The following is a 26,660-nucleotide window of genomic DNA, read 5'->3' as shown; positions in this document are numbered from 1 at the left end:
CAACTCTCCTTACTTTATGTGTTTGCGCGAACGTTGAAAATAGTGTTGTGCTTCTTGAATTTGTTCACGAATCACAGACATTTCATTATCTAATGAGAAAGCTGCTTCTCCCGCTCTTTTTAAACGTTCTTTTAATTCTTTCGGATAATCCCCTTGATATTTATAATTTAACGAATGCTCAATAGTTGCCCAAAAATTCATAGCGAGCGTTCGAATTTGAATTTCAACTAAGACATGATGTATGCCATTGGAACGTTCTAAAGGATAATCAATGACCAAATGATACGAACGATAGCCACTTTCCTTTTCATTTTTTATATAATCTCGCTCAATAATTACTTCAAAATCTTTTCGTTGCTTAATTAATTCAACTGTATCATAAATATCTTCAACGAACTGACACATGATACGAATTCCTGCAATATCTTGAACCTCTTCCAATATATTATTAGGCTCAATGCTACGAACATTCATTTTTTCAATAATACTTTTTTCAGTTTTTACACGACCTGTAATAAATTCAACTGGAGCATGGATTTCTTGGTTAGTGAATTCTCTTCGTATACCTTTTAATTTAACTTTTAGTTCTTCAACCGCCTGTTCATAAGGTGCAAGAAATTCATTCCAATCTTCTATAATATCTTTCGTTATAGTATCCATTTGCCATCACTCCCTTTCTTTTGCCATTCACTATTTTAACATAATCGTTACTATTTATCCCTTTAAATCAATGATTATTCTCGAAATTTTATGTACGAAACCTATCACTAGAACATGAAGTGTTTTTTCTGATATACTAGTTACAAGTTGGAGGAGCGAAAAAATGACTAAAGAAATTGAAAAAGAAATTAAAATAAATCTTTCAAAAGAGAACTATCTTACACTTTTTAAACATTTAAATCTTGATCAAACCGAACCATTACATTTGAACAACGTATATTTTGATCATCCTCAATTTAAATCAGAAGGTTTAGCTTTGCGTCTTCGCTTAATCGAACACCAATCAAATAATGAAAATGTTCAATTAGCCGAAATAACTTTAAAAGAAAACGTGTCTTTAGGCCAAAAAAATGAATACAATGTATCGATTTCATGGGAAGAAGCGCAACAGATTCTATCAAATCAGTTACTGACTATTCCAAAAGAAATTAAACACGTGCTAGAAACGCGGCATATTTTTGAAACAACGTTTGCTCGTCTATTGAGCATTCATACGAAGCGCTATGAATTAGTGAACAAAGAGGGATTAATTGTTTTAGATGAAGTTACTTTTGATAACCAATCAAAAGATTATGAATTAGAATTTGAAGTAAATGATCTTGAACAAGGGCAACGTTATATCACTCAATTTATAAATAAATTAAACATACCATTTATACCTAGTGATAACAAATTAGCTCGCGCCTTAGATAAAATTGTTTAAACACTAATCGACACTTGACTACGGAGGTGAATAAAGATGTATAAATTTTATAACAAAAAACCTAAACCATCTTTTGATCCGCACCAAGTGATTGATTTATATTTATTCATTAACCCATTTGGTTTTCGCTGTTATTGTGTTGAAAAAGAAATACAGGCCTTTATTAAAAATGCACCCTGTAAAGTGAATATTAAAATACTAACTTATCATAACATGAATACCATTACACAGTATATGAAAGAAAATCAGTTGGATGTTAATGATATTGCTCTAAGAAATAAAATTTATAAATCAATCTATCATCTTTCTATTGCATTTAAAATGGCCTTACAATACGGTCAAAAACGTGGAAGACAGTTTTTAATGCGGACTCAAAAAATGATTCACGAAGAACATCAAGAACTAACAAAAGATTTGTTGGTTCAAATCTCTAAAGATTTAAATATGCCGATTACTTTTGATTTACCATCTGATGAGTATGAGGAACTTAAAAAATCCTACGCAAATGATTTAAAAATCGCGTGTGAAATGGGCATAACTGAAACACCTTCATTAGTAATGTTTGATAATTTTACTGATGAATATGGCATTTTAATTCAACGAGATATTACGCAGCAACATCTCATCGATTTATACAATAACTATTCCGATTCTTCAAGAACATTTACAAAGAATTCGCCAACTAAATCAACAGAATGTGTACTTGCCAAAACTTTTAAAATTATTCAATCAAAAAAATATGATTTTTAACTATCTTTCTTAATGAAAGATAGTTTTTTTATTACTTCACTTGAATAAGATTTAGCTAATTATAATAAAAAGAAGATGAACGTAACAACAACGTTACTTCATCTTCCTCATCTGTAATATTTATTTTATATTTTAAAGATTAACTTAACTCATTAATAACTTCTTCCAATTCATTCAATCGTTTTTCAAAAACGGCAAAAGCTTCCACTAAATAGTCTTTAGTTGTCATATCGACACCAGCTCGTTTCATAATTTCGATTGGATAATCACTTCGTCCTGCTTTTAAGTATGTTTTGTAACGTTCAACCGCTTCTTCCCCATCATTTAAAATGTGTGAAGCCAATGTAGTGGCTGCCGCCATACCTGTTGCATATTGATACACGTAGAAGTTGTAATAAAAATGAGGTATACGTGCCCATTCATATTGAATCATTGCATCTTCTTCAACATCTGGTCCATAATATCGTTTATTAATATCTGCATATAATTTAGACAAATGATCAACCGTTAAAGCTTCACCTTTTTGATCTGCTTCATGAATCAATTGTTCAAATTCAGCAAATTGAGTTTGTCTGAAAATCGTGCTCTTAAAACGATCAATGTAGTTATTTAATAAATTCAATCGTTTCACTGGATCTGTTTCTTTCTCTAATAAGTACTCAGTCAATAGGTTTTCATTTGTTGTAGAAGCGATTTCAGCTAAGAAAATTGAGTAATCTCCATAAATGAATGGTTGGTTATTACGCGTATAGTAGCTATGTGCTGAATGTCCAAATTCATGAACTAGCGTAAATAAATTCATTAAATCATCTTGCCAATTCAGTAAAATAAATGGATTTGTATCATAAGCGCCTGATGAATAAGCACCAGAACGTTTTCCTTTATTTTCGTAGACATCAATCCAACGATTATTAAATCCTTCATTCAAAATAGCTTGATAATCGTCTCCTAGAGGTTCTAATGCTTTAAGTGTTATTGAGCGTGCTTCTTCAAATGATAATTTATCATCTGTTGCTTTATCTAAAGAAACATACATATCGCTCATGCGCACTTTTTCTAAACCAAGTGCTTTTTTTCTTAATGCGATATAGCGATGAAGTAAAGGTAAATGTTCATTAACTTGTTGAACTAAAATATCATATACTTCTTCTGTTATATCATTTTTGCTCAAGCTAGCTTCACGTGCTGATTGATAATGATGCATTTTCGCTAAGTAATTTTGCTTTTTAACTTGTGTTCCAATAGTTTGAGCTAATGTATTAATAACACCTTTTATGTGTCGATAAAGTTGCTGATACACGCGTTCACGCGTTGCACGGTCTTTTGATTGAATTAATGTTCCATATGACCCGTGAGTTAGAGGAACCATTTCTCCCTCTTCATTTTCAACTTCTCCAAAATCTAAATCTGCATTCATTAAAGCGCCAAATGTTTGACTAGCTCCACCAAAAATACCTTCAGCTTCAGCTAACATACTTTCCATTTCGCTTGAAAGTACATGATTTTTTTGTTTCAATAATTGGTCAATCAATTGTTTATAGCGATTTAATTCTTTAGATTCTTCAACCCATTGTGTCAATTGATCTGCATCCATATTTAAAATTTCTGGATTAATAAATGATGTAGCACTTGATAATGCAATGTACGTATCTAATGCACGTTGACGTAAACTTTGGTAAGTAGGATTTGTAGTATCTTGATCAAATTTCATTGAACTATATACGTATGCGCGTTCTATTACTTGTAAAAGCTCTGCTTGTAAATCTAGAATACGTGCAAGTTGTTCAGGAGACGATGTCATATCAGTATGTAACTCTTCAAATGTTTTAATTTGATCTTTTACGTGTGATAAATCTTTCTCCATTTCCTCATCTGAAGTATAAACACTTGTTAAATCCCAAGTGAATTCTAATGGAACTTCTTCACGACTTAAAATAGTATTTGGTTTATTAGTTTGTGTCATATAATAACCTCCATAGTATATTAAATATTTATACAAATTTTATTTTACCATACTTAAATTTATATAGAAAAACCATTACTATTTTTTAACATATTTTCTCAAAAAAATACTTGTAATTTCTTTTTTATTCATAAATGGCATGGCATACCATTTATAATGTTTTAGCACATCTTTAAATCGTTTATCTTGAGTTTTGTAAAAATAACGCCAGTATACTAACGAATAACTACTTAATGGTAAATAAAACGGGGGTAAAAAACAAGTCAATGGAACATCTTCGATTACCTCTCTTCGTTCGTATAACTTTTTTGCAAAATGACGGTCTATTAAGCGATGAGATTGTCTAAAATATCGACAAAAATGTTCTTTATTGCGTTTAGCAAGAAAATAAAGCCTTTCGTTATTATATTGCTTATCTTTCCCCTTTTGAAATAACGAATGGTAATAATATAATCGAGAAAATGTTGGCAAACCTTCTTCAATAGGATAAACGAACTGTCTTCCTTTGACTATTTGATGATTCATTGGGTGAACACTTAAATCATACTGAAAAACTAAAGCTTGTTTTTTATGATCTAACATCCAACAATACAATCCAAATTGTGGATGGTATTTATAGTACATACAATTTTTTTCAGCACGCTTATGAGGTAAACATCCTTCACTTCCTCTAATCCACCATTGCGTAATACATGCACGCTTATACGATTCAATCCGTTCGAAAAGATGATCAGATTGAATATGACTTTTCTGATATTCAATAGCTAAGCATTTATTATTTTCTAACTGAATGAGTAAATCACTTCGTCGTTCTGCTCCAATGCTTTGTTCTTCTTTTACTACATACCCTGCACGACTTACTTTCATTTTTAATAGTTTTTTAGCATAGCGATGTTGTTGAGACTCTGCTATTCTATTTATTTTAGCGCAATGTGCAAAATGTGCTGCTATTTTTTTACCACGCTTCAACGTGACTGGTTTTAAACATTTTGGACAATAATATACTATACCTACTTGCGCTAAATGCGGTTCAATATATTCACCGTTTTTAGTTAATGCTAATTTCATTTTGTCCTCCTTAAACATAAGGACGCAAAAAAGCTTGCAAAAGATTGCAAGCTTTTAGTTTATTTATTATTTAAAGTAATTACGTAATTGTTCTACCGCGTCTTGTTCGATCAGCGTTTTTGTATATTCGTCTAACCAACTAGTAGAAACAGAACTTACATTGGCGAATTCTGCTATTTGATAGTTGATATCTTCAAACATTGCATTTGTAATCTCATAGCCTTCATAATTTAACGTTAAGAAGAAAGCTTGTTGATGATGATATAGTTCCGAGTGATTAGGTATTAAATCTAACTCTTTAGCAATTGCAATCAGAGCCTCGATATCATTCGATACAGCTACTGTATATTTATTTGTAGCAAATTGATCACCATGCTTTTGTTCTTCTATTTCATCTGCTGTTTTCTCTAATTCCTGAATCGTTAAAGCTTCGTCATAATCCTTAGATTCTTGATCGTCTTGTTCGATAGTTGGTCGCATTGCGCGAAGAAATCGTTCGAGATCACTTTCTGTATCGTCATCCGTACGATGATGTGAAATTAATAAATCTAGACCATCGCCAGTTGGCATAATTTGAAAGCTTACACTATCTGAGTCAATAAAAGGTCCGTCCTCATCAATCTCATCAAGTATACTTCTAAAAAAACTTTCAACTTGTTTTTGATTTCCTAATAAATCTAAAAATTCAATTCCACGTTTTTCTAAATCTTCTTTTTTTATGATTACCCTTACTGTCCGATCGTTAATTCGTTCCATTTCCATTAATTGTCACCTCACTTCACTTCCTTGTGATACATACTATAGCATGAAAGCTGAATTTTGTCACCCGTCATCACTTATAACAAAGCTCAACTAAGCTTTACCTTATATCTTCCAAGCCCTTATTATTTGGGAGTTTATAAAGTCTCTAATTGAGCATTTTTAAGGAAATAAAAATGGACACGATATCGTGTCCATTTCAATTCAATCCTCAAATTTGATTACATTGACATCCGTTCTGCTTCCATTAATTCTAACCGGCGCACAGATCGTGGTAAGAAACGACGGATTTCATCTTCATTATATCCAACTTGAAATCTTTTATTATCTAACATAATTGGTCGTCTTAATAGACCTGGCTCTTTTACAATTAAATCAATTAATTGATTTAAAGGGAAAGAATCAATATCTACACCTAATTCAGCATACGCTTTTGAACGGGTAGAAATAATTTCACTTGTACCGTCTTCAGTCATTTGTAAAATTAGTTTCACTTCTTCTTTCGTCAACGCTTCTTGAAAAATATTACGTTCCTCGTAGGCGATGTTGTTTTCTTCGAACCAAGCTTTTGCCTTACGACAAGATGTACAACTTGGAGAGGTAAAAATTGTTACCATTAAATCACTCCTTTTCATAAGAAGTCCTAAGTATCATTTGCTCTCTTTATTATACACTATTCATTGATAAAAATATAGTCCATTTGGTGTTATATTTTAAATCGATTGACTATCCAAAATAATTTAGTCCCATTGCATCTCGAACTTCATCCAAAGTATTTTGTGCAACTAAACGAGCTTTTTCACTACCTTCTTCAAGCATCCGATAAATTTGTGCTGGATCAGAAGCAAAAACAGCACGTCTTTCTCTAATTGGCGCTAAAGTTTCTTCTAAAACTTCCATTAAGAAACGTTTAACTTTAACATCTCCCAATCCGCCACGTTGATAGTGCTCTTTCATATCGGCAACTACCGGATTGTTAGGTGCAAAAATATCTAAATAAGCAAAAACCATATTGCCTTCAATTTGACCTGGATCTTCCACACGTATGTGATTTGGATCGGTATACATTGACATCACTTTCTTTTGAACGATATCCTTCGAATCGGCTAAATAAATCGCATTGCCAAGTGACTTGCTCATTTTTGCATTCCCATCAATACCTGGAATACGCCCTAAACCTTTCTTCGGTAAAATAGCTTCAGGAGTTACTAAAACTTCTTTATTATAAGTTTGGTTAAATGAATGAACAATTTCACGTGTTTGTTCGATCATTGGCAATTGATCGTCGCCTACAGGAACTACATTTGCTTTAAAAGCTGTAATGTCTGCTGCTTGACTAATTGGATAAACAAAAAATCCACCAGGAACACTTCTTCCAAAATCTTTTTGTTTAATTTCACTTTTTACTGTTGGATTTCGTTCCATACGGCTTACTGTAACTAAATTTAAATAATACAGCATTAATTCTGGTAAAGCGGGTATTTGCGATTGGATAAATATGGTTGATTGAGTAGGATCGATTCCTACTGATAAATAATCCAACATCACTTCATACACACTATCTTGAATTTTTTTAGGATTTTTTGCATTGTCTGTCAACGCTTGTTGATCAGCTATCATAATAAAGCTATCGTAGTCACCACTATTTTGCATAGCGACACGATTCAAAAGCGAACCTACATAATGCCCTAAATGAAGCTGGCCTGTAGGACGATCGCCCGTTAGTAAAACTTGTTTATTCATACGTTCACATCCTTAACTTAGCATTAAATCAACTAATTCTTCCTTACTTATCTTACCAAAATAAAAATTCAAATCAATTGAATCAAAAACATTTAGTAAATCTTGACGTTTATATGGTGTATGAAGTAATTTTTCTTCCACATCATTAATTTCACCTAACCCAAAGAAATCACCATTAATTTTAATTGCTTCAATTTGGTTATCTTTAACATTTAAATTGAAATCAATTTGTCCAACAGATGTACGTGCTGAATTTTTGATTTCAAATGCTGGATTAGCTCCATAATTCCAAGCATCATTTCCTGTATATTGCGCTTTAAATGCATCGACTTTTTCCCAGTCTTCTTCTGTTAAATGATATTGTTTTACATCTTCAACGTTTTCTACATCGAAAATCGTTTTTAATAATAAGTTTCTGAATTCAAAAATATCCATATCACGATAAGCTTCATCAACATATGGCTTAATATTAGTAATACGACTTCTTACAGATTTAATTCCTTTTGATTTAAACTTGTCTTCTTTTGGTCTTAATGCATGAGTAGCCACATCGGTATCCAAATCAAACATTAAAGTGCCATGAGCTGTTAGACGACCTTTATTTGAATACATCGCATTACCTGAGAATTTTTTGCCATCAATTAACAGGTCATTACGACCTTCTAGTTGCGCGCCCGTTGCTCCTAATTTATGAAGTGCTTCAATCACTGGCTGTGTAAATTTTTTAAAATCACGGAAGCTATTGCCATCATCTTCGGTAATAAAGCAGAATGATACATTTCCCATATCATGATAAACTGCCCCACCACCAGAAAAGCGACGAATAACTTCTATACCATGCTCATCAATATAATCTTGATTAATTTCTTCATATGTATTTTGATTTTTACCAATGATGATCGCATTCTCATTAGTATAAAATAATAAAATTGGTTCGTCTAAAATCTTTTCATTTAATAAATAATATTCTAATGCTAAGTTAGTAGCAGCATCAAGAACACGTTCACCATTTCGTTCATTATTTACATAATACATATTTGACATCTCCTTTAAGATAAATTAAGCATTTTTTATTTCGTTAATTGTCACTTCATCTAGTCGTTCTAATAGTGCAACCACTAAATCTACTGTTTTTAAAAAATCGTCTTCATGAATCATTGATGTGTGTGAATGTAAATAGCGTACAGGAACAGCGATTGCAAAACTAGGTATACCATTTAAACTTAAATGTTGACTTCCTGCGTCGGTTCCGCCACCTGGTGTCGTTGTTAATTGGTAAGGAATATTTAATTCTTCTGCGACCTTTATAACAAAATTGCGTAATCCCACATGGGCAATCATCGAGTGATCCATCACAAATAATTCAGGGCCTGCTCCCAGTTTACAATTGGATTCTTTTGGCGTCATTCCTGGTGTATCTCCAGATAATCCTGTATCAATCGCAAAAGCAATATCCGGTTGAATCATATGTGTTGCTGTCTTTGCCCCACGTAATCCCACTTCTTCTTGAACATTTGCACCAAGATATGCTGTGTTCGGTAATGATTTACCTTTTAAACGTCGTATTGCTTCAACAATAATCATTACACCAATTCGATTATCCCAAGCTTTTCCTAATAAAAATTTTGAACCATTCATGCGACGAGTTTCAATATACGGTGTAATCATGTCTCCGACTTGTACACCCCACTCGCGAACCTCTTCTTCACTTGAGGCACCAATGTCAATAAACATATCTTCTAATGGATAAGGTTGTTTGCGTGCTTCCAATGATAGCGCATGAGGTGGCTTTGATCCAACAACTCCGTGAATACGTTTACCTTCATTTGTAATAATTGTTAATTGCTGCGCTAATAATACTTGGCTCCACCATCCACCTGCAGGAACGAATTGAATAAAACCTTTTTCAGTAATGTTCGACACGATGAATCCTACTTCATCAAAATGTGCTCCCATTAGTACTTTTGGAAGTGATGGCTGCTTATTTAATACAGCAAAATGACTACCCAAACCATCTGTCACATATTCATTAACGTATTCTTGTGTCATCTCATTAAAAAGTTCACGAACGGCATATTCGTGTCCAGGAATACCAGGCACTTCCGTCATTCGCTTTAAGTCATTAAATAATTCTTTTTCCATTCCATCCCACTTTCCTAACTTTATTTAAACGTTTTACTGTTACTATCTTACTATAATTTTTGTTATCAAACTACTATCATCTCTCTTAATTAATCAGATATGTATAAAAGAATCGCTCAATACTTCATTGAAATATTGAGCGTCATCTTTTTGTTTAATCATTTAATTTCGACCAAATAACGGCTTCCTTAAGTTTTAAGGATTTTTTCACATCAATAATACGTTGATTGGAACTTCCTCTAAATTGTAAGCCTAAATCCATCTTCGATTGAATAAATCGTCCATCTACTAAAATATCAATATATTCTAATAGCTCTAATTTATCGGTGCTTTCTAATAACAGTTCTTCAAAAGTATAGCCCGACCAGGCCCATATATCTTTTGTATCTCCAAAGCGTTCGCGTACTTTTTTCGCCAAAGATAGCGTAATTCCTGTATTTAAAAACGGTTCGCCACCGAGCAAAGTTAATCCTTGGCAATAAGCGGCTGATAAATCATTCAATATTTTCTCTTCTAATTCAGCTGTATATTCCATACCATAATTAAAATTTTGTGCTATTTTATTATAACAGCCCGGACAAGCGAATAAACACCCTGAAACATATAAACTACACCTTACGCCCTCGCCATCAACAAAGTTGTAAGGTTTGTAATCTGCAATTTTATTTCGAGAATAATTTTCACTTAGCCATTCTTTCGGTTGAGGATTACGCGGTAATTGACGATTTTTTTTTATGTTATTCACTCGTTCTTCACTCACTTTTCACATGTTTGACACGTGATTTAATTTCTTCATGTCGCCCATGTACCATTGGTCTTGCTTGTGGATTACCTAAATAACCACATGTTCGTTTGACCACATCACATGTTTTAGGATCTGTATTACCACAATTAGGACATTCAAATCCTCTTGCTGTTGGCTTAAATTCGCCATCATAATCACAAACATAACAATGATCAATTGGCGTATTTGTCCCCAGATATCCTACTCGATCATAAGCAAAATCCCATACTGCCTCTAACGCCTTTGGATTTTGGCGCATAATCGGATATTCACAATAATGAATAAACCCGCCTGAACAATAGAGTGGATAATCTTTTTCAAATTCTAATTTTTCAAATGGTGTTGGATTTTTTCGAACATCATAATGAAACGAGTTCGTATAATATTCTTTATCTGTAATATCCTTAATATCTCCAAATTTTTCTCGATCCATTCGACAAAAACGATCGGTTAAACTTTCACTTGGTGTCGAATAAACACTGAAATGATAGCCAAATTGATTACTCCACTTATCGGTTGATTGTTTCATTTGTCGAAGTATATCAATAGTGAAGGCTTTTGCTTCTTGATTGGATTCCCACTCTGCTCCATAAAAGGCAGTCGCTACTTCATATAATCCGATATAGCCTAAAGATACAGTCGCTCGACGATTCTTAAATAATTCATCTACCGAATCATTTCGGTCTAGCCTTGTACCAAAAGCGCCATACTGATAAAGAATAGGTGCGTTAGTAGGACGTGCTTCTTTCACACGATTTACTCGATAGACTAATGCATCTTCAACAATTCCCATTCGCTCATGGAAAATTTGCCAAAATTGTTCCAAATTGCCATTTGATTCCAAAGCTATTCGCGGTAAATTTAAGGTTACTACCCCTAAATTCATTCGTCCTGCATTTACCTCTTGACCTTTTTCACTTGTCCAACCTTGTAAGAAGCTTCGACATCCCATCGGTACTTTAAAACTACCCGTTAATTCAACAATTTTGTCATAACTTAAAACATCTGGATACATCCGCTTCGTTGCACATTCTAAAGCTAACTCTTTAATATCATAATTAGGATCAGCTGGTTCTAAATTAGTTCCGCGCTTCAAAGTAAATACTAATTTAGGAAATATTGCCGTGCGTTTTTCTTTTCCTAGTCCTTTAATGCGAACTTTAAGAATCGATTGTTGGATTTCACGTTCAAACCAATCTGTTCCTAATCCAAATCCCAATGTTGTAAAAGGCGTTTGCCCTTGACTCGAATAAAGCGTATTAATTTCATATTCCAAGCTTTGCATCGCATCATAAATATCTTTTTGTGTTTTCTTGAGCGCATACGCTTTTTGTTTATCCAATCCTTCAACCCATTCAACTGCATCAGCCATATGCTTCTCATAATTAATACGTGCATATGGTGCTAAAATTTCATCAATTCGATCAGCTGAACAGCCGCCATATTGACTCGAAGCTACATTGGCAATAATTTGTGCCATTTGAGCAGTTGCAGTTTGGATTGAACGCGGAGATTCAACTTCAGCATTACCAATTTTAAATCCATTTTCAAACATACCTTTAAAATCAATTAAGCAACAATTAGTTAATGGCGAGTAAGGATGATAGTCAAGATCATGATAATGAATATCTCCTTTTAAATGAGCATTCGCTACGTGTTCTGGCATCATTTTTAATCCCATTGCTTTAGCGACAGTTCCAGCTGTTAGATCACGTTGCGTATTAAAGACTTCACTATCTTTATTTGCATTTTCATTAACGACCGTTTGATCTTTATTCAATAATTTTTGAATGGTGTAATTAATATCGGTTGCTTGACTACGCTGTAAATCTCTTTCTGTACGATAACTAATATAACTTTTTGCTAATGAAGTTAAGCCATGTTCAATTAAAATGTGTTCAACAATGTTTTGAATTTCATAAATTTTTATATCCTGATGGAAGCGATTAGATATTTCTAAAACAACATCTTCCATCACTCGATTAATATCCTCTAATAATGTTTGAGTTATTTGATCATATACTTGATCCGTCGCTTTTAAAATAGCCGCTCTAATTTTATCTCGATCAAAAGACACTTCACGCCCATCTCTTTTTATTACGACTAATTGATTGGCAAGGTTATTTAAATTACTTACATGATGATTAACAACGGACCTCGTCATTCTAATCTCCTCCTTTTATTTCCTCTTTCTAGTTTAACAGACTTTAAATATCTTTCAATAGACAACACAATATATAGTATTGTGAAAATAAACACAAAACTATATATACCGTGTTGTTACTTAATTAATTAAGATTCAAAAAAAATATATTTCTTTTTTTCATAAATTATTTTCCAAGAATTTATTTTAAAATACATCATTAAGGCTTGAATTTTTATATACAAAAGCCTATTATAAAGGTAAATAGATATTAATTTTTTCTAATCAAACTATTAGATATTTAAAACTTTCTTTTATTACTATTTTATTTTACTGTATTTCTCTATGATGATTTTAAACAATCAATGATCCTGTTCATGTCATGATCTCAAATATAGAAAAGGACGTGTTATTAATGGTTTACCAGACAACAGACGTATATTCTCAAACAGACCTCGATAATGAATCCTACGCTAATCAACTAGCAGCTAATGTTTTACTTGATTTACGCAATAAGAAACATTTGACGCAGCAAGAATTAGCAAAAGTTTCTAATAAAAATCAATCCTATATTGCAAAAATTGAAACAGGTAAACAAAATATTAGTTTGAAAACACTAAATCAAATTGTTACTTCAGCAGGAGGCACATTGGATATTCACGTTAAAGTAAGAAAACGTCATCGTCAATCACATTAAAAAAAGACCAACCTCTATTAAAACGAGGTTGGCCTTTTTTATTCAACTTCTACTTCAGCGACGACTGGAACATCTACTGTTTTTTCTTTTTTAAAATAAAAATAGAAGAAAACAACATGGAAGATGTATATTACTACTAATGAAATACGCATAATTTTGTTATTAACAATCATTCCTGAAACAAAAAATACTACAAACATCATACCTAACGTTTTTAATAATTGTTTGCGAGTCATTTCTTTCTTTATAAATGGTCGTTCAACATAATCACGATAAAATTCAGATTGAACAAATTTTGCATGAAGTTTATCTGAACTTCTTACCCAGAAAAATGCTGTTAAAAGATAAAATACAGTTGTAGGCAACAGAGGAAGAAATATTCCTAAAGTCCCAAGCCCAAAAGTAATACACCCTAAAGTAATATATATAATTTTTTTAACCAAACATAACGCCTCCTATTTCTCTATTAATACGACTTGCCCACTTCTTTCAATAAATCTGATACATGACAACTAATTAAGATAACTATTACTTCCAGTTTACTAGATATTTCATTGAATGAGAATACATTTATTTAGATTCATTTAAAATTTCTATTTTAAAACGTATCCTCCATTTTTATAAGTAACAATTCTTGACTATTACATCTTTTTACGCTTGAATATACCAGTATAGGTATTTTATTTTTAGTGCTCTTTTTATAGAACTTATTTTTGACGCTTATAGTACTCTTGAAAAAAGGAGATGAAACATGTATTATTCTATTTCTATTGATGAATTTTATCAGCAAGCAAATAAAAAAGACATTCACATCATTGATGTGAGAGAGGAAGATGAATACAATCACGGGCATATTCCTACTGCTACTAATCTGCCACTGAGCTTGTTAAGCGAACGATTTAATGTATTAAATAAACAACAGCATTATTTTATTATTTGTCGTTCTGGCGCTCGATCAAGTCAAGCTACTCAATTTTTGGTGCAGCACGGGTACCATGTCACTAATGTTTTGGGAGGAATGTCTTTTTGGAAAGGTGAAATTGAATATGTATAGCTGTAACAAACAATTGTTAAATCGTTTAAAACGCGCGGAAGGCCAAATTCGTGGCATTCATAAAATGATTGAAGAACAAAAAGACTGTTCAGATGTAATTACACAATTAAGTGCTGTACGTTCAAGTGTTGATCGAATTATGGGTGTGATTGTAGCTGAAAATTTAATGCACTGTATGGAACATCCTACATCTGATTACGATGAACAATTAAAACGAATGGAACAAGCCATTCAACTCATTATAAAAAAATAACAATTAAATCATATAATTTAAAAACACATCTTTTGAATGATACTCCAGTCGCTAGAAGAATCCAACGATTATGGAGAGATTGATCATTCATCAGATGTGTTTTTATTAACAAGATTTGCCATTAAACCAGTTGTTGTTGATTCAACCAATTAATAATATCGACAATTACTTCATCTTTATTCGTTTCATTTAATAATTCATGTCGTGCTTGGTGGTAAATTTTCATTTCGACAGATTTAACCAATAACTGTTTGTATCGTTGATATAATTTTTTTACACCTTTCCCATAATCACCCACTGGATCATCAGACCCAGAAATAATGAAAATAGGTATATTTTTAGGGATTTTATAAAAATTCTTTTGATTTTCAATATATTTCAAATTATTAATTAAATAAACATAAAAACTAGTTGGGAAAATGCCACCAGCATAAGGATTTTGAACGTATTTATCAACTTCATGTTTATCACGTGACAACCATTTAAATCCGGTACGTTTAGGTTTAAATAATCGATTATATCGACCAAAAATCAACTGATTCATCAGACGCGATTTTGCTTTTTTTCCTCGAATGCTCATTTCGAGTTGAGCAAGCAACTGACCAGCATTTAAAGTCAGTAATCCTTGTTCTCCATTTGAACCGGATAAAATAACCCCATCGATTCGATTATGGTAATCCATTAAATAACGTTGCGATGCAAAAGACCCCATACTATGCCCAAATAAATAAATAGGTAAAGTCGGATTTTCATTTCGAATAATAGTTGTTAACATGTCCATATCCGACACCAGACGCTCGAAACCTTTTGTTTCTCCTAAATATCCGAGCTGTTCTTTACTATCTGCACTCTCTCCATGTCCGCGATGGTCATTGGCATAAACAATCCAACCATTTTCATTCAAAGCTTTAGCAAAATGTTCATAACGGCTTGCTGTTTCAGCCATACCGTGAGCAATTTGAACAACACCCTTGGCAGGTTGAGTCAATTGATTCCATTTATATGCTACGATTTCTCGTTGATCATTCGATAAAAAAGTCAATCGTCTAGCTAACCGTTCTTTCATATCATCACCTATTCTTAAAAGTAGTAAAGGTTTATAACCTATTGTTTTCTAAATAAATGCATTATCTTTCTATTATACAAAAACCACTAAACATTTGCCAATGTTTAGTGGTTTTTATTAAAATTTGTTAATCATTCAATTGCACACAAAGATTTAATATTTTTATTCATTTTCATTTTATTCATTTTCATTTTATTCATTTGTGCATTTAATTATTTTATTTACTTTTAGTCTATGCTTCTATCCAACTGAACCTTCCATGTTATAGCTAATTAGTCGATTCAATTCAACCGCATACTCCATTGGTAACTCTTTAGTAAATGGTTCAACAAATCCCATAATAATCATTTCTGTTGCTTGAGATTCAGTTAAACCGCGTGACATTAAGTAGAAAAGTTGTTCTTCAGAAATTTTTGAAACTTTAGCTTCATGCTCTAAAGTCACTTTACTATTGTGAATTTCATTATAAGGGATTGTGTCTGATTTTGATAATTCATCCATAATAATCGTGTCACATTCAATATGGGAAATGGAATGCTCTGCTTCTCGTGTGAATTTTACTTGCCCACGGTAATTAACTGTTCCACCATCTTTACTAATCGATTTGGAAACAATTGAACTAGAAGTGTGAGGTGCTCGATGAATCATTTTAGCACCTGTATCTTGTACTTGACCTTCACCGGCAAAAGCAACTGATAACATAGTGCCTCGTGCACCAGGACCGTCTAAAATAACGCTTGGATACTTCATAGTTGTTTTGGCACCTAAATTACCATCTACCCATTCTACGACTGCATCTTTTTCGGCTTTAGCACGCTTTGTTACTAAATTATAAACATTGTCCGACCAGTTTTGAATAGTTGTATAGCGGCAATAACCGCCTTCTTCAACAAATATTTCAACAATTGCTGCATGTAAACTACTTTCCGAATAAGTCGGTGCCGTACACCCTTCTACGTAATGGATACTAGCTCCTTCATCAACAATAATTAACGTCCGCTCAAATTGTCCCATACCCGAATCATTGATACGGAAATATGTTTGTAATGGTACATCAGATTTAACACCTTTTGGCACATAAATGAATGTCCCACCAGACCATACGGCTGAATTGAGTGCTGCTAATGTATTATCTGAAGGGGGAACTAATTTACCAAAATACTTTTTAAATAACTCAGGATACTCCTTTAATGCAGTGTCTGTATCAGTGAAAATAATCCCTAATTTATCAAATTCTTCTTTTATATTATGATAAACGACTTCTGATTCAAACTGAGCGGATGCTCCAGCTAAATATGCACGTTCTGCTTGTGGGATACCTAAGCGCTCAAACGTATCTTTAATTTTTTGGGGAACATCATCCCAATCTCGCGCAGGTGCACCTGTTGATTTACGATAAAATGTAATCTCATCTAAATTAATATCAGATAAATCGGCCCCCCATGTTGGCATTTCACGTTGCTTAAATGCTTCATAACTTTTCAATCGAAAATCAAGCATCCATTCCGGTTCGCCCTTTATTTCACTAATTTGACGGACAACCTGTTCATTAATTCCTTTTCCGGTATCGAATAATGATTCAACATCTTCACTAAATCCAAATTGGTATTCATTAACTACTGGAACATCTTTCATCTGTTGCTCGCCTCTCTTTCCTCTTCAAATTCTTCAATTGCTTTCCAAGCGAGCGTCGCACATTTAATACGTGCCGGAAACTTTTGAACGCCACTAAGCAATTGTGCATCTTTTAAACGATCTGTATCAACGCTTTCTCCCAAAATCATTTGACTAAATAGATGAGCTAATTCATTAGCTTCTTGTAAAGACTTTCCAATAACGACTTCTGTCATCATACTTGCGCTTGCTTGACTAATCGAACAACCTACTCCATCAAAGTGCGCCGACGTAATGACATCATCTTCGTTAATAATTAATTCAATAACTAATTCATCACCGCAGCTAGGATTATACATTCTGATTTCATGTGCTTCAGCGGCACGAGTTAGCCCGTGATTTCTTGGCGATTGATAATGATCGAGAATAACTTGTCGGTATAACTGCTCTAATCTAGATAATGCCACCTTTGAAAAACTCCTTTACTTCTTCAATACCAGTTAAAAAGCGATCTGCTTCGGCAAATGTATTATAAAAATAAAAACTTGCCCTTACAGTTGACGGTGTATTCAGTAGACGCATTAAAGGTTGTGCACAATGATGCCCTGCACGTACAGCTATCCCCATTTCATCAAATACAGTTGCTACATCATGAGGATGAATACCATCAATATTAAACGTGAATAAGGCACTTGATCGATTCTTTTGACCACCATATAGCGTAACCCCTTCAATCGCTTTAAGCCGTGGATAAATATAATCTACTAACAATTTTTCATATGTAAGTATATTGTTCATTCCTACTTGATTTAAGTAGTTAATCGCATGCGCTAGACCAATCGCCCCAGCTATATGTCTCGTGCCACCTTCTAAACGATAAGGTAAATCTGCCCATTCACTCTCATAATCTCCTACACGAGTAATCATTTCGCCACCTAATAACTGTGGAGTCATTTGTTTTAAAAGATTTTTTTTACCGTATAGCACACCAATTCCTGTTGGTGCAATCATCTTATGCGCACTAAAGGCATAAAAATCTACATCTAACGCTTTTACGTCAACTGGCATATGCGGAATACTTTGAGCGCCATCCACGATAATATAACCTTCGTTAGCATGCATTAATTGTGATAATTCCTTAATCGGATTTTCGATTCCTAAAACATTAGATACATGATTAATTGCTAAAAATCGATGATTAGGGGTAAGCATCTGTTTCACGGTTTTAACATCTACATTACCTGTTTCAGTTAAAGGGATAAATTCAAGTCGCGCCCCCGTTTGTTTTATTAATTCTTGCCAAGGAATTAAATTAGCATGATGTTCTGCACGTGTTGTTAATATGATATCCGTAGATTTTAAATAACGCTTTAACCATCCCGTAGCAATCCAATTAAGGCTCTCTGTTGTCCCACCTGTAAAAATAATTTCTTCTTCTTTTTCAGCATTAATAAAACGTTGAACTACACGACGCGCTTGTTCGTATGCAATTGTTGCTCGGTTACCCAATGTATGAACACCACGATGGATATTAGAATTTTGGTGTTCATAATAATTCACTAGAGACTGAATCACTTGTTTGGGCTTTTGTGTGGTAGCTGCATTGTCTAAGTATACTAACTGTTCTCCATTAATCTCTTCATTTAAAATTGGAAAATCATTTCGTGTATTTTCCATTTTTTGAATTAAATATTTATTTTCCATTATATAACTTCCGATCAATTAACTCGATAAAATGACTACGAACTTCACCGGCAGGAATCATTGAAATTACACTACCCAAAAATCCTCTAATTACCAATTTTTTCGCAACTGATTCATCAATCCCTCGACTTTGTAAGTAATAAAGTTGTTCTTCATCAATCTTACCAACACTAGCCGCATGACCCGCAGTTACTTCAAATTCATCAATTAATAAGATTGGATTAGCATCCCCTCTTGCTTGATCAGATAACATTAAAATGCGACTCTCTTGTTGCGCATCTGCATGTTTTGCTTGTTTTAAAATATGGCCAATCCCATTAAACGTAAGTGTAGCGCGATCTAAAATTACACCATGTTGCATAATATGGCCAATCGAATGAGGGGCAATATTAGTAACACGTGTATCAATTCCTTTTACTTGTCGACCATTAGCAATGGCAACTATGTTGACATAACTTGATGCCCCTTGTCCTACTAAATCTGCGTTAAAGTCACCAATTAAATGTCCTTCTGACATGGCTCCAATCGCCCAATTGATTGTTGCGTCACGTTCAACTCGTGCACGTCGATTTAAATAGGTTGTCATTTCACTGCCTAAATAATCTAAAGTTGAATAATTTAAACGCGCTTGATCTTTGACGTGTAATTCAACAATTATATTAGCCGTATTTTTAACAGTTCCGTAACTTGTCCAATTTTCAATTAAGTCAGCTGAACTACCTTCTTCCATTACAACAAGGATATGTTTATATAATGATTCAGAGCGTGTATTATTCGCTATTAATTCTAATTCAATTGGTGAATCTAACACCACATGACGTGGGACATATACAAAAATACCGCTCATCATGTGACCTAAATGAAGTGCAACTAGTTTATCTTCATCACTCTTAACTACTTGCTTCATTAAATGCTTTTGAACTAAATCAGGATGAGTTTGCATCGCTTCCCATAAATCCATCACGATGACACCTTTTTCTAACCAATCAACGTGAACAGATTCTAAAATCGTTTCATTTCCTATTTGAACAATTCGTGCCATACTATTCTCTTTATCTACAATCGGATTAGTCGGCCAATGCTCAATACTTGAAATATCGTAAGCGACTTCCTCAATCGGCCATTTGTTATAACGAACCCGATCAATCACCGGAAGAGGTAGTTGATCGGCAAGCGCCAATGCTTCTTCTCTTGCTACACATGCCCATTCAGGTAAGCCTCGATGCATTGCATAATCCATTGAAGCTTGTTTCATCATTATTTACCCTCCTCCACTTCTTCAATCGCGTAACCTAGTTCTGCCATTAAGCCTTTATATCCATTAGCCTCCAGTTCTTTTGCTAAATCAGATCCACCTGTTTTAACAATTTTTCCATCCATCATAATATGAACGACATCTGGCTGAATATAGTTAAGCAGACGTTGATAATGGGTAATAATAATCGCTCCAAAATTTTCACCGCGCATTGCATTGACACCTTTTGATACAACTTGTAATGCATCAATATCTAAACCTGAATCTATTTCATCTAATAATGCAAAAATCGGTTCAATCATCATTAATTGTAAAATCTCATTACGTTTCTTTTCTCCACCAGAAAATCCTTCATTTAAATAGCGTTCAGCCATCTCTTCTGGCATATCAAGTACTTCCATCTTTTCATCTAATTTTTTAATAAAGTCCATGACACGAATGTGATCACCTTCATTACGTCTCGCATTTATAGCTTGACGTAGAAATTCGGCATTCGTTATTCCTGGAATTTCACTTGGATATTGCATTGCTAAAAATAAACCTGCACGTGCACGTTCATCCACTTCTAATTCTAAAATATTGACATCATCCAACCATACTTCTCCTTGAGTCACTTCATATTTTGGATGCCCCATAATCGCAGCTGATAATGTAGACTTACCTGTTCCGTTTGGTCCCATAATCGCATGAACTTCTCCAGAGTTAACAGTTAAATTAACCCCTTTCAAAATTTTGTTTCCTTCAATCTCAACATGTAAATCAATAATCTTTAATGTATGCATTTCTCTTCTCTCCTTCTCTTCCCCATTGATAAAATGAAACACCGTATTCTCATTTTGAACAATAATGTAACTTTAGTATATCAAAAAAAACAAGATAAAGCATGTTCTATAGCTTAGACGATCCATCATTGACTTGTATTTTTTTTAGAATAATTATTAATAGTACAAAAGTCTTTTCAATCATTTTCTTTTGATTTTTTATATTTTTTTTATACAATGTTATTAACGATTGAAAGGAGTACATCTATGCAACCTGTGATTGGTATTTTAGCGAGTGAAAGAGAATATGTAGACGTATTAGAATATTTACCATTTAGTTATATCCCTTCTGCATATGCCGAAGCAATTAGTCAAGCCGGTGGAATTCCATTAATTGTTCCAATTGATTCCCCTGACAAAGCATCTGCCTTTGTTTCACATTTAGATGGTATTGTATTGGCTGGGGGACATGACATTGATCCGTCGCATTTCAATGAACAACCTCATTTACAATTAGGCAATATATTACCTAAAAGAGATCAATTTGAATTAGCTATCATTCAAGCTGCAATTAATAAACAGATTCCTATTTTAGGCGTTTGTCGAGGCATGCAACTTTTAAATGTTTTTTTTGGTGGAACTCTTTATCAAGACTTAATGAGTCAATATGAACTCATAAAAATACAACATAGTCAAAAAAGTCATCCAACTATCTTAACTCATTCAATTGAAGTTGAACGAGATAGTGTTTTATATCCAATAATGGGGCATAAACATCAAATTAATTCCTTACATCATCAAGGAGTGAAAGAATTAGCACCTGCCTTCAAAGCTATCGCTTGGAGTGATGACCGTATTATTGAAGCGATTGAACATAGCGATCCTTCACTAAACATCTTGGGAGTCCAATGGCATCCCGAATTACTCTTTAAAGAAGATAATGCTTCTTTTAAAATATTTGAATATTTTGTTAATCAAACAAAAAAATAAAAAACTGTGGAAACTGAGTTCAATAACTCGGTTCCCACAGTTTTTTATAAGAATGGATCTTCATTTAATAAATGTTCTAATTCCTCACTAGGTACATGTGATAATTCAACCAGCCAATTTAATTCCGTATCAACTGCATTTAATAATTCAGGCGTATCTTCTACTTCTCGATGCCATTTAACAACAGTACCTGTTAAAGGACTATCTACTGTTGTTACAGCTTTACTCGCTTCTACATCGATGATTGGCTCACCTTTTTTGAGTGCTTCTTCATATGGGAATGAAGCAAAAGCAACTTCTCCTACATCATCTTGTAACTTTAAACCAAATCCAATGACAATATGATCGTCTTGCTCTTTAATCCAAAAACCATCCTTTGAAAATTTCATAATAACACTCCTTCAACTTATATCTTTTATAATTCTTCCCGATTAAAAATAGATGAGTCATGATGATAACGCATGGACAAAATTAATCCAACCCCCATCATATTACCAATTAGAGCTGATCCCCCTTGACTAATAAAAGGCAATGGAATCCCCGTCAATGGTAATAATCCAATACTCATTCCAACGTTTTCAAATACGTGGAATAAAATCATAGAAATAACACCAGACGAAATATATGTATAAAACTCATTTTTGGTATAGAAACAAACGCGAACCATTTGATAAATTAAAACAAAATAAACAAATAAAACAAAGCAACTCCCAATAAAGCCAAAATTTTCTGCAATCGTGGAAAAAATCATATCTGATTCACGAACTGGTACGTAAACGTTTGATACACCAAATCCTTTACCAAATAACTCACCACTACCTATTGCTTTAAAGCTTTGAAATAATTGGTAACCACTACCTGATTGATCTGAGTAAGGATTGAGCCAAGAATCGATACGAGCAAATTGATAATCTTTAAAACCTAGACTTAGCAAATGATCTCGATCCCATGCAACAATAGCAATTAATGACGCGCCAATCAATGCGCCACCAAGAAAAAGTGGTGCCAAAATACGCCATGAAATTCCACTCATCATCATCATACCAGCTAGAATAGCCATAAATACTAAAGTCGTTCCCAAATCATTTTGAACGAGTACTAAAACTAACGCCGGTAAAGAAACCAATATTAGGCGGAAAATTAAATTTCGATCACTCTTTAAAGTTCGCTTGTGTTGAGGGTAATTAGCATTATGATTAGCTGTTTCCCGCGCTAGATAAAGAATATAAAATATTTTAACAATTTCAGATGGTTGAAATGTCAAACTACCGATTTTAAACCAACTTCTCGCCCCGGTTAAATTTGCCATCGTACGATCATGAAAAATTAACACCAGTACTAATAAGCCGAGTCCTGTCCCGTAAGCTAAAGGAGCTATTTTCCACATTTGTTCTGAATCAAAAAACATTAAAAATATAACAGCAACAATACCGAGTGCATACCACACCAGCTGCATAATAGTCGTCCGCAACGATCCTTCTGGTAGTTGCAAATAAGTAGTTGATAATAAAGCTAAAACACTAATAGCAGCTAATATAATAATCGATAAAATAATACCGTAATCAATTCGGTTATCTTTTTTTTGGTACGAACGAAATACTTGCATAAATGATTATCCTTTTCTTTTTATTATTCGATGCGATAAAATAATCGTTTCTGGATTAATTGACTGCATATTATCAGATGAAAAAGCCAATTCACCTGATTGTAATCCATTAACTTGTTGATTTTCTTCAACTCTTGGATGATTAAATCGATACCAGAGGACGTTAATAAATCCTCCAATAATAATCACCATATTAATAATATACATCCACATAATCATAACAATTACTACCCCAAAAGTTCCTGGTCCAAATGACTGACTCGCAAAACTTACATATAAAGAGAATAATTGCGAAATTAATAAGAAACCTAATGTTAATACGATTGCTCCCGGTACTGAATATTTTAAACTCCAATTGACATTTGGTACAATCGTATAAATTAGAACACCTACTAAAAACATAAACATGAATGCAATAATCCATTTATATAAGTCAAATGACGCCAACGAAATAACATTAAAATTGAATTGTTGTTCTAAAAATTCAATGATTTGGTTTCCAAACACAAAAATAAATGAAACGATAGTTGTTAATACCGCTAATGCCAATCCAATGACAAATGACATAATTCGCGTCAAAATAAAATTAGCACGTGGTTGTGCATCATATACTTGATTTAGCATTTCTTGCATCGCACTTAAACCTTTTGTAGCAGGCCAAAATGAAATTAATAAACTGAGCGACAATGCACCACCAGTTGATTGCTTTAAGTAAGAACTTAAAATGGGTTGAACGACATTGTAAACATCCGATGGCACAGTTGTTTTCATCACAGCGAATAACTCTCCTTTATCTACTGGTAAAAGAGGTATTAAATTGGCTAATGCTAATAAAAAAGGAAATAAGGCAAGCAAAGCGAAAAATGCCATAGTCGATGCTTGTTGTGACAAATTAACATATTGCCAATTCCGTTTAAATACTGTCATAAATTCGGCTAGGCGCGTACGATAATTTTTATTTTTCAAATCATTTCCTCCCAATTCTTTTTTTTACACGTTTGGACCAAAATCCACCGTGTATATATTTAGGTTCACTCATGACAATAAACGCTTGTGGGGCTTGTTCTAGCACTAATTCACGTAACCGACGTTCATCTTTACGTTTAGAGAGAATCTCCATCACTAATCGTTCTCCATCACGTCCATTGGCAGTCCATACAGTTACCCCATACCCTTTATCTCTCAAAAAATTAACTAAGTTTTGATGATCACTACTTGGTAAAACAACTCGTTGTAAGCTATAACCAAGGGCCATTCGATTTTCTAAAAAGATACCAAAACTAATTCCTACAGCATATCCAAAAGCATACATTCCGACGTTCCAAATATTATTCAGACTATTCATAACTAATGATAAGCCTAGAATATAAATGATTATTTCGAAAAAACTCACTATTGGCGCAAGATAACGATATCCTTTCATAGTTAACATAAAGCGTACAGTATTCAAAGTAATGTAACAAAAATTGATAACAAAAATTTGAATAAGTACAGCGAATTCAATTTTCATCTGTGTTCTCCTTTTGTTCAACTAACGAAAATTCTTTTTCCATTGGCGCTCGTTGAAACAACTGATCGAGTGCTTGATCATATTTATAAATAGTGACCAAGTGAACCTGCTCTGATTTATTAGGCTGATCATTTTCCTTCTGATCTTGTTTAGGTTCATCATTTTCTTCTTGTTCATTTGACTCTTGCTCGAATACTCTTAGAAAAATCGCTCCATTACGCTCTTCATCTAGGATAAAATAATATTGCTCCATAGTAATGGCTTGATTTTTTAAATGTGTAATCTTTTCAAGTGCTTTTTGAACACCATCACTTAACGTTGTAGAAGATGTAATTCTTTGTGCTTCAATCGTTTTTAAATCGACCGTTTCCTTATCCTTTTTGGCGTCAGAAGATGCATTATCATGTTTCTTGTCTTCTGATTTATTTGCTTTATTGGTTTGATTTTCATCAATCGTGACTGTATGTTTCGTATCCACCGTTTGATTCGTTTCTTTACAGCCCATCGCTAATAAGGCTATCCCACTCATAATGACCCATTTTAATTTTTTCAATCTGACTCACTCTTTCATTTGGCTTCATTCTTTAAAATTATTGCCACTTTATACTATTCCTATTGTAATTTATTTATTTCCAAAAATATAGGACGTTACTCATCTTTTAAAAATCATTTAAGTAGATTAAACCATGCTTCCAATATTATTTCAAACAATACAAGAATCCATTAATAATCTACTACATTAGTTATTTGAATAAAAAATAAAAACGTTGATAAATCAACGTTTTATAAAACTTTCAATTAAATGGAGCTGGCGGGAGTCGAACCCGCGTCCAAATATCGCGATTGAACCAAATCTACAATCATAGTCTATTAATTTTATTTAACTAATCGGTAGCCAATAAACAGGCATTCCGATTAGCGAGCCTGATAGTCTCTTCTATAATTTAACAGACGGATAAATTAAGCGTAACCCACTAATATAGGACCTAGAACCCGACACATGGGTGATGTCGTCTAGATCTTAGCATGCTGTTTTTAGGCAGCGAATGCTAAAGTATTTGTTTGTTGTTTGTCAGTTATATTTAACTGGTAACGTTTTATCGTAGACGTAACCTACGGATTGCATCAATCCACCGTCATATACCTGTCGAATCCGTAACAGCCCCTATATGACCTACAACATCCATTCTAACAGATTTAAAGCAGGCTTTCAAATATCGGGTCATCATTGTTGAATATTTAATCCTATTTCTCATTAAAATCAATCACTTAAAAAAAAGGGTTCTATAATTTATAGGGTTGATGGCCAAAGGCCTCAACTCTATTTTTTATTTTAGGGTACAAAAAAGAACAGATCTCCTGTATATTATAAGCG

General features: G+C 33.4%; 28 protein-coding genes and 1 other RNA gene. 6 read left to right on the top strand and 23 right to left on the bottom strand.

Features of this window, described 5'->3' with window-relative positions:
• Nucleotides 1-9: 9 nt before the first annotated feature.
• Complete coding sequence (gene yjbM / locus L866_RS0102275; RefSeq protein ID WP_035445971.1) at nucleotides 10-660, bottom strand: GTP diphosphokinase; 651 nt, start codon at nucleotides 658-660, stop codon at nucleotides 10-12.
• A gap of 163 nt (nucleotides 661-823) precedes the next feature.
• Here yjbM and L866_RS09000 point away from each other — a divergent pair, with 163 nt between their 5' ends.
• Nucleotides 824-1,423, top strand: coding sequence for a CYTH domain-containing protein (locus tag L866_RS09000; protein WP_025728753.1), 600 nt, complete (start codon nucleotides 824-826; stop codon nucleotides 1,421-1,423).
• Nucleotides 1,424-1,459: 36 nt separating this feature from the next.
• Nucleotides 1,460-2,173: a DsbA family protein gene (locus tag L866_RS0102265; RefSeq protein ID WP_025728751.1), complete on the top strand. Its 714-nt coding sequence runs from the start codon at nucleotides 1,460-1,462 to the stop codon at nucleotides 2,171-2,173.
• 139 nt (nucleotides 2,174-2,312) lie between these two features.
• Here L866_RS0102265 and pepF read toward each other — a convergent pair whose 3' ends face one another.
• From pepF to nrdD, 9 genes are all read right to left on the bottom strand, one after another.
• Nucleotides 2,313-4,136: an oligoendopeptidase F gene (gene pepF, locus L866_RS0102260; protein ID WP_025728749.1), complete on the bottom strand. Its 1,824-nt coding sequence runs from the start codon at nucleotides 4,134-4,136 to the stop codon at nucleotides 2,313-2,315.
• A 78-nt stretch (nucleotides 4,137-4,214) separates the two neighbouring features.
• On the bottom strand, nucleotides 4,215-5,204 hold the full coding sequence (locus tag L866_RS0102255; protein ID WP_025728747.1) for a competence protein CoiA family protein: 990 nt from the start codon (nucleotides 5,202-5,204) through the stop codon (nucleotides 4,215-4,217).
• A 66-nt stretch (nucleotides 5,205-5,270) separates the two neighbouring features.
• Nucleotides 5,271-5,966, bottom strand: a complete 696-nt coding sequence (locus L866_RS0102250; protein ID WP_025728745.1) for an adaptor protein MecA — start codon at nucleotides 5,964-5,966, stop codon at nucleotides 5,271-5,273.
• A gap of 218 nt (nucleotides 5,967-6,184) precedes the next feature.
• Entirely contained in the window at nucleotides 6,185-6,580 is a 396-nt protein-coding gene (gene spxA / locus L866_RS0102245) for a transcriptional regulator SpxA (RefSeq protein WP_025728743.1), read from the bottom strand.
• A 109-nt stretch (nucleotides 6,581-6,689) separates the two neighbouring features.
• Nucleotides 6,690-7,706 carry a tryptophan--tRNA ligase gene (trpS, locus tag L866_RS0102240; RefSeq protein ID WP_025728741.1) on the bottom strand — a complete coding sequence of 339 codons (1,017 nt, stop codon included), beginning with the start codon at nucleotides 7,704-7,706 and terminating at the stop codon, nucleotides 6,690-6,692.
• Nucleotides 7,707-7,718: 12 nt separating this feature from the next.
• Nucleotides 7,719-8,741 (bottom strand): lipoate--protein ligase, encoded by a 1,023-nt coding sequence (lplA, locus tag L866_RS0102235; RefSeq protein WP_025728739.1) that lies wholly within the window; start codon nucleotides 8,739-8,741, stop codon nucleotides 7,719-7,721.
• Nucleotides 8,742-8,765: 24 nt separating this feature from the next.
• Entirely contained in the window at nucleotides 8,766-9,848 is a 1,083-nt protein-coding gene (locus L866_RS0102230; protein WP_025728737.1) for a M42 family metallopeptidase, read from the bottom strand.
• A 154-nt stretch (nucleotides 9,849-10,002) separates the two neighbouring features.
• Complete coding sequence (gene nrdG, locus L866_RS0102225) at nucleotides 10,003-10,608, bottom strand: anaerobic ribonucleoside-triphosphate reductase activating protein (protein WP_245578423.1); 606 nt, start codon at nucleotides 10,606-10,608, stop codon at nucleotides 10,003-10,005.
• Nucleotides 10,601-12,796, bottom strand: a complete 2,196-nt coding sequence (nrdD, locus tag L866_RS0102220; protein ID WP_025728735.1) for an anaerobic ribonucleoside-triphosphate reductase — start codon at nucleotides 12,794-12,796, stop codon at nucleotides 10,601-10,603. Before nrdD ends, nrdG begins: the two co-directional genes overlap by 8 nt.
• A gap of 394 nt (nucleotides 12,797-13,190) precedes the next feature.
• Between nrdD and L866_RS08405 the strand changes: the two genes are divergently transcribed.
• Nucleotides 13,191-13,472 (top strand): helix-turn-helix transcriptional regulator, encoded by a 282-nt coding sequence (locus L866_RS08405; protein ID WP_025728734.1) that lies wholly within the window; start codon nucleotides 13,191-13,193, stop codon nucleotides 13,470-13,472.
• A 38-nt stretch (nucleotides 13,473-13,510) separates the two neighbouring features.
• Here L866_RS08405 and L866_RS0102210 read toward each other — a convergent pair whose 3' ends face one another.
• Nucleotides 13,511-13,915, bottom strand: a complete 405-nt coding sequence (locus tag L866_RS0102210) for a YbaN family protein (protein WP_025728733.1) — start codon at nucleotides 13,913-13,915, stop codon at nucleotides 13,511-13,513.
• Between the two features lie 308 nt (nucleotides 13,916-14,223).
• On the opposite strand from L866_RS0102210, the gene L866_RS0102205 reads away from it, so the two are divergent.
• Nucleotides 14,224-14,526, top strand: coding sequence for a rhodanese-like domain-containing protein (locus L866_RS0102205; protein ID WP_025728731.1), 303 nt, complete (start codon nucleotides 14,224-14,226; stop codon nucleotides 14,524-14,526).
• A complete protein-coding gene (locus L866_RS0102200) occupies nucleotides 14,519-14,779 on the top strand; it encodes a metal-sensitive transcriptional regulator (protein WP_025728729.1) in 261 nt (86 codons plus the stop codon). Before L866_RS0102205 ends, L866_RS0102200 begins: the two co-directional genes overlap by 8 nt.
• 121 nt (nucleotides 14,780-14,900) lie before the next feature.
• Here the strand turns inward: L866_RS0102200 and L866_RS0102195 are convergent, their stop codons facing one another.
• The 6 genes from L866_RS0102195 to sufC all read right to left on the bottom strand — a co-directional run bounded on the left by L866_RS0102195 (nucleotide 14,901) and on the right by sufC (nucleotide 21,200).
• On the bottom strand, nucleotides 14,901-15,845 hold the full coding sequence (locus L866_RS0102195; protein ID WP_025728727.1) for an alpha/beta hydrolase: 945 nt from the start codon (nucleotides 15,843-15,845) through the stop codon (nucleotides 14,901-14,903).
• A 240-nt stretch (nucleotides 15,846-16,085) separates the two neighbouring features.
• On the bottom strand, nucleotides 16,086-17,480 hold the full coding sequence (gene sufB / locus L866_RS0102190) for a Fe-S cluster assembly protein SufB (protein ID WP_025728726.1): 1,395 nt from the start codon (nucleotides 17,478-17,480) through the stop codon (nucleotides 16,086-16,088).
• Nucleotides 17,477-17,926, bottom strand: coding sequence for a Fe-S cluster assembly sulfur transfer protein SufU (gene sufU, locus L866_RS0102185; protein ID WP_025728724.1), 450 nt, complete (start codon nucleotides 17,924-17,926; stop codon nucleotides 17,477-17,479). The genes sufB and sufU overlap by 4 nt, the downstream gene beginning before the upstream one ends.
• On the bottom strand, nucleotides 17,913-19,163 hold the full coding sequence (locus L866_RS0102180; protein ID WP_051452841.1) for an aminotransferase class V-fold PLP-dependent enzyme: 1,251 nt from the start codon (nucleotides 19,161-19,163) through the stop codon (nucleotides 17,913-17,915). Before L866_RS0102180 ends, sufU begins: the two co-directional genes overlap by 14 nt.
• Entirely contained in the window at nucleotides 19,153-20,421 is a 1,269-nt protein-coding gene (sufD, locus tag L866_RS0102175) for a Fe-S cluster assembly protein SufD (protein WP_156919498.1), read from the bottom strand. The genes L866_RS0102180 and sufD overlap by 11 nt, the downstream gene beginning before the upstream one ends.
• Nucleotides 20,421-21,200, bottom strand: a complete 780-nt coding sequence (gene sufC / locus L866_RS0102170) for a Fe-S cluster assembly ATPase SufC (protein WP_025728719.1) — start codon at nucleotides 21,198-21,200, stop codon at nucleotides 20,421-20,423. The genes sufD and sufC overlap by 1 nt, the downstream gene beginning before the upstream one ends.
• A 246-nt stretch (nucleotides 21,201-21,446) precedes the next feature.
• Between sufC and L866_RS0102165 the strand changes: the two genes are divergently transcribed.
• On the top strand, nucleotides 21,447-22,169 hold the full coding sequence (locus L866_RS0102165) for a gamma-glutamyl-gamma-aminobutyrate hydrolase family protein (protein ID WP_025728717.1): 723 nt from the start codon (nucleotides 21,447-21,449) through the stop codon (nucleotides 22,167-22,169).
• Nucleotides 22,170-22,213: 44 nt separating this feature from the next.
• On the opposite strand, the gene L866_RS0102160 is transcribed toward L866_RS0102165, so the two are convergent.
• The 6 genes from L866_RS0102160 to ssrA all read right to left on the bottom strand — a co-directional run bounded on the left by L866_RS0102160 (nucleotide 22,214) and on the right by ssrA (nucleotide 26,451).
• Nucleotides 22,214-22,558: a glycine cleavage system H family protein gene (locus L866_RS0102160; protein ID WP_025728715.1), complete on the bottom strand. Its 345-nt coding sequence runs from the start codon at nucleotides 22,556-22,558 to the stop codon at nucleotides 22,214-22,216.
• Between the two features lie 26 nt (nucleotides 22,559-22,584).
• Nucleotides 22,585-23,775, bottom strand: coding sequence for an FtsW/RodA/SpoVE family cell cycle protein (locus L866_RS0102155; protein ID WP_025728713.1), 1,191 nt, complete (start codon nucleotides 23,773-23,775; stop codon nucleotides 22,585-22,587).
• 6 nt (nucleotides 23,776-23,781) lie between these two features.
• The gene (locus tag L866_RS0102150) at nucleotides 23,782-24,741 is read right to left on the bottom strand and encodes a YihY/virulence factor BrkB family protein (RefSeq protein ID WP_025728711.1); all 960 of its coding nucleotides are present in this window, start codon (nucleotides 24,739-24,741) and stop codon (nucleotides 23,782-23,784) included.
• Nucleotide 24,742: 1 nt separating this feature from the next.
• Nucleotides 24,743-25,285 carry a DUF2179 domain-containing protein gene (locus L866_RS0102145; protein WP_025728709.1) on the bottom strand — a complete coding sequence of 181 codons (543 nt, stop codon included), beginning with the start codon at nucleotides 25,283-25,285 and terminating at the stop codon, nucleotides 24,743-24,745.
• Nucleotides 25,275-25,838, bottom strand: a complete 564-nt coding sequence (locus L866_RS0102140) for a hypothetical protein (RefSeq protein WP_025728707.1) — start codon at nucleotides 25,836-25,838, stop codon at nucleotides 25,275-25,277. The genes L866_RS0102145 and L866_RS0102140 overlap by 11 nt, the downstream gene beginning before the upstream one ends.
• Before the next feature lie 247 nt (nucleotides 25,839-26,085).
• Nucleotides 26,086-26,451: a transfer-messenger RNA gene (gene ssrA, locus L866_RS09220) on the bottom strand.
• Nucleotides 26,452-26,660: the final 209 nt, after the last annotated feature.

This window comes from Atopobacter phocae ATCC BAA-285, from assembly GCF_000526675.1.
Taxonomy (GTDB): Bacteria; Bacillota; Bacilli; order Lactobacillales; family Aerococcaceae; genus Atopobacter; species Atopobacter phocae.
Note: the sequence above shows the minus strand (reverse complement) of the source record. Positions and strands in the feature narration are given on the sequence as shown.

Coding starts and splice junctions, on each gene's coding strand:
- yjbM (WP_035445971.1), bottom strand. CDS start 660: ATGGATACTATAACGAAAGATATTATAGAAGATTGGAATGAATTTCTT.
- L866_RS09000 (WP_025728753.1), top strand. CDS start 824: ATGACTAAAGAAATTGAAAAAGAAATTAAAATAAATCTTTCAAAAGAG.
- L866_RS0102265 (WP_025728751.1), top strand. CDS start 1,460: ATGTATAAATTTTATAACAAAAAACCTAAACCATCTTTTGATCCGCAC.
- pepF (WP_025728749.1), bottom strand. CDS start 4,136: ATGACACAAACTAATAAACCAAATACTATTTTAAGTCGTGAAGAAGTT.
- L866_RS0102255 (WP_025728747.1), bottom strand. CDS start 5,204: ATGAAATTAGCATTAACTAAAAACGGTGAATATATTGAACCGCATTTA.
- L866_RS0102250 (WP_025728745.1), bottom strand. CDS start 5,966: ATGGAAATGGAACGAATTAACGATCGGACAGTAAGGGTAATCATAAAA.
- spxA (WP_025728743.1), bottom strand. CDS start 6,580: ATGGTAACAATTTTTACCTCTCCAAGTTGTACATCTTGTCGTAAGGCA.
- trpS (WP_025728741.1), bottom strand. CDS start 7,706: ATGAATAAACAAGTTTTACTAACGGGCGATCGTCCTACAGGCCAGCTT.
- lplA (WP_025728739.1), bottom strand. CDS start 8,741: ATGTATTATGTAAATAATGAACGAAATGGTGAACGTGTTCTTGATGCT.
- L866_RS0102230 (WP_025728737.1), bottom strand. CDS start 9,848: ATGGAAAAAGAATTATTTAATGACTTAAAGCGAATGACGGAAGTGCCT.
- nrdD (WP_025728735.1), bottom strand. CDS start 12,796: ATGACGAGGTCCGTTGTTAATCATCATGTAAGTAATTTAAATAACCTT.
- L866_RS08405 (WP_025728734.1), top strand. CDS start 13,191: ATGGTTTACCAGACAACAGACGTATATTCTCAAACAGACCTCGATAAT.
- L866_RS0102205 (WP_025728731.1), top strand. CDS start 14,224: ATGTATTATTCTATTTCTATTGATGAATTTTATCAGCAAGCAAATAAA.
- L866_RS0102200 (WP_025728729.1), top strand. CDS start 14,519: ATGTATAGCTGTAACAAACAATTGTTAAATCGTTTAAAACGCGCGGAA.
- L866_RS0102195 (WP_025728727.1), bottom strand. CDS start 15,845: ATGAAAGAACGGTTAGCTAGACGATTGACTTTTTTATCGAATGATCAA.
- sufB (WP_025728726.1), bottom strand. CDS start 17,480: ATGAAAGATGTTCCAGTAGTTAATGAATACCAATTTGGATTTAGTGAA.
- L866_RS0102180 (WP_051452841.1), bottom strand. CDS start 19,163: ATGGAAAATAAATATTTAATTCAAAAAATGGAAAATACACGAAATGAT.
- sufD (WP_156919498.1), bottom strand. CDS start 20,421: ATGATGAAACAAGCTTCAATGGATTATGCAATGCATCGAGGCTTACCT.
- sufC (WP_025728719.1), bottom strand. CDS start 21,200: ATGCATACATTAAAGATTATTGATTTACATGTTGAGATTGAAGGAAAC.
- L866_RS0102165 (WP_025728717.1), top strand. CDS start 21,447: ATGCAACCTGTGATTGGTATTTTAGCGAGTGAAAGAGAATATGTAGAC.
- L866_RS0102160 (WP_025728715.1), bottom strand. CDS start 22,558: ATGAAATTTTCAAAGGATGGTTTTTGGATTAAAGAGCAAGACGATCAT.
- L866_RS0102155 (WP_025728713.1), bottom strand. CDS start 23,775: ATGCAAGTATTTCGTTCGTACCAAAAAAAAGATAACCGAATTGATTAC.
- L866_RS0102145 (WP_025728709.1), bottom strand. CDS start 25,285: ATGAAAATTGAATTCGCTGTACTTATTCAAATTTTTGTTATCAATTTT.